The following is a 3,111-nucleotide window of genomic DNA, read 5'->3' on the forward strand; positions in this document are numbered from 1 at the left end:
CGGATGACTGACGACCAGCGCGCGATCCGCGACTCGGTCATGGAGATGTGCGGGAATTTCCCGCCGGAATACTGGCGGGAGCGGGATGCCAAGGGTGGCTTTCCCGAGGAGTTTTACCATGCCGTGGCCGAAAACGGCTGGCTCGGTATCGCCACGCCCGAGGCCTATGGTGGCTCGGGTCTTGGGATCACCGATGCGGCGGTGATGATGCAGGCGATTGCCGAATGCGGGGGCGGGCTCAGCGCCACGTCGGCGGTGCATATGAACATCTTTGGCCTCTCGCCGGTGGTTGCTTTTGGCACCGAAGATCAGAAGAAGCGGATGCTGACCCCGCTCATCAAGGGCGAGACCAAGGCCTGTTTTGCGGTGACCGAGCCGACCACGGGGCTTAACACCACCAAGCTGAAAACGCGGGCTGTGCGCAAGGGCGATACCTATTACGTCAGCGGCCAGAAAGTGTGGATTTCGACCGCCCAGGTGGCCGATTACATGCTGCTGATCGCCCGCACCACGCCGATCGAGGAGTGCAAGAGCCCGACCGATGGGTTGAGCCTGTTCTACACCAAGCTTGACCGGGACTACGTGGATATCCGCGAGATTGACAAGATGGGCCGCAAGGCGGTGGATTCCAACGAGTTGTTCATCGAAAACCTGCCGGTGCCTGCGGCGGACATGATCGGGGAAGAGGGCAAGGGCTTCCGCCACATTCTGCACGGGATGAACGCCGAACGGGTGCTGGTAACGGCCGAATGCGTGGGCATTGGCCGCTACGCGCTGGCGCGGGCGGCGAAATACGCCAACGAGCGGATCGTCTTTGATCGCCCCATCGGCCAGAACCAGGGCATTCAGCACCCGCTGGCCCGTGCCTGGGCGCAGCTTGAGGCGGCCAACCTCATGGGCTTCAAGGCAGGCACGCAATATGACCGGGGTGAACCCTGCGGGATCGAGGCAAATGCCGCCAAGGTGCTGGCCTCCGAGGCCGCCTTCTTCGCCTGCGAGCGGGCGATCCTGACGCATGGCGGCTTTGGGTATGCGAAGGAATATGATGTTGAGCGGCTTTTGCGCGAAGTGATGATCCTTCGCATCGCGCCGATCTCGACCGAGCTTATCCTCAGCAACATTGCCGAAAAGCAGCTTGGTTTGCCGAAATCCTACTAGACTGCAACGAACTATCGCGTCTCCGAGGGAGGGGATTGACGGTGGGAGGAGGGCGACGGTCCGCCCGGCATTGATGCCCAACGACCGCGACAAGTCGCAACAGTTTGCGGGGGGAGGACCCTGCAGCAGAAAGGGAGTCAGATGAACATTTCAATCAAAGGCGCGGCCTTGGGCGTCGCGCTCACCACGGCGCTTACGGCCGGGGCCGCCAGCGCGCAAGATACTATTGATCTCAAGATATCTCACGCGTTTCCGCCCACGCACTACCTGATCGAGCACGGGCTTGATATCTGGGTGAACGGGTTGAAGGAAGATTTGGGTGACCGGGTCGATTTCACGATCTATCCCGCGCAGCAGCTCGGCAAGGCGGCTGAGGGCCTTGACCTTGTGTCGAACGGGGCCGCCGATCTGGTTTTCACCGCCACCTCCTACCACCCGACCCAGATTACGGTGTCCGGGGTGGCGGAACTGCCGGGGGTGTTCTCGGACATTTGTGTTGCCACCCGCGCCTCGATGGAGATGTCGCGGGAAGGCGCGCTGTTTGACAAGGTGGATTTCGAGCCGAGCGGCGTGCGCGCGATCTACAATGCCAGCCTGCCGACCTACAATGTTGTTACCGCGACCCGCAAGGTCGAGAAGCTGGAAGATTTTGAGGGCCTCAAGCTGCGCACCACCGGCGCGGCGATGGACCTGACCGCGCGGACGCTGGGCGCGGCTGCGGTACGTATGCCCTCGGCCGAACTGTTCCAGGCGGCGCAGCGCGGCACTGTGGACGGGGCGCTTTATCTTTACGCCGGGATGCCACCCTACGATCTGCAAACGGTTTTCAAGCACAGCACCGAAGGGGTCAGCATGGGAAGCACCCATGTTGTGCTTTTGATGAACCGTGAAAAGTTCGACTCGCTGCCTGACGATGTGCAGGAGGTATTCCTGCGCCACGGTGTTGCCGCTGCCGAGAACAACTGCGCCTGGATGGCCGAAAACGACTCGTTGGTGCGTGACAAGATGGTCGACGAGGCCGGCCTTGAGGTTGTCAAGCTCGGCGCCGAAGAGACGGCGCGCTGGAAAGAGCGAACTGATGCCGTTGCCGCCGATTGGGCCGCATCTGTTGGTGAACACGGAGCCGAAGCGGTTGAAGCCTATACCGCAGCGGTGGGCCGGATCGCCGCGAAGAACTGAGGCAGACCTTTCGCCGGAAGCGCGATGCCGCTTCCGGCGTACGAACCCTTGGGCAAATCCGCCTGACAGATTGATTGATTACTCCCGCCGCGAGGATCGCGCGCAGGACCACTGGAGATCCGAGATGACAGACCTTTCCCGATCCTCGATGCGGCCGATCCGCTCGTTCCTTTTCGTCCCCGGCCACCGCGAAAGCTGGATCGACCGGGTTGCAGGCTACGGTGCCGATGCGGTTATTCTGGACCTTGAAGACAGCGTGCCCGCCGATCAAAAGCCAGCCGCGCGGGCGCTGGTTGCCAAGAAGATCTCCGGCCTCGCCGCCGCCGGTCAGCGCATTTATGTGCGGGTCAACCGCTCGCCCGCCATGTATGATTTTGAGGATATCCTCGCCGTGACGCGCGAAGGGCTGGAAGGGGTGGTTTTGTCAAAGCCAGGCGGGCCGGAGGACATTCAGATCGCTGCTGCGCTGGTGCATGAGGCCGAATTGCGAAACGGGCTGGAGCTTGGCCGAATCGCGCTGGTTCCGACGCTGGAAACCGCCCGTTCGATGCAAACGGCCTACGAGATCGCGCAAAATCCGCGCGTCAACGCAATTTGCGGGGCCAGCGCGAAGAACGGCGATTCCGCGCGGGCGCTTGGCATCGGCTGGAGCTCTGAGGGCACCGAGACCCTTTACATGTGGCAGCGCACCGTGATGGCCGCGCGGGCTGCCGGAAAGATGCCGCTGGGCGGGCTTTGGCAGGATGTCCACGATCTTGAGGGGCTTGACCTTTA

3 protein-coding genes are annotated in these 3,111 nt (G+C 62.2%); all 3 read left to right on the top strand.

The window, feature by feature from the left end; translation table 11 throughout:
- The coding region (locus P1U55_RS15005; protein ID WP_366943066.1) for an acyl-CoA dehydrogenase family protein at window positions 1-1,158 on the top strand (1,158 nt) is incomplete at its 5' end.
- 141 nt (window positions 1,159-1,299) lie between these two features.
- Complete coding sequence (gene dctP / locus P1U55_RS15010; RefSeq protein ID WP_301048441.1) at window positions 1,300-2,337, top strand: TRAP transporter substrate-binding protein DctP; 1,038 nt, start codon at window positions 1,300-1,302, stop codon at window positions 2,335-2,337.
- Between the two features lie 124 nt (window positions 2,338-2,461).
- The coding region (locus tag P1U55_RS15015) for an aldolase/citrate lyase family protein (RefSeq protein ID WP_301048442.1) at window positions 2,462-3,111 on the top strand (650 nt) is incomplete at its 3' end.

This window comes from Vannielia sp. (genome assembly GCF_029212645.1).
Lineage (GTDB): Bacteria > Pseudomonadota > Alphaproteobacteria > Rhodobacterales > Rhodobacteraceae > Vannielia.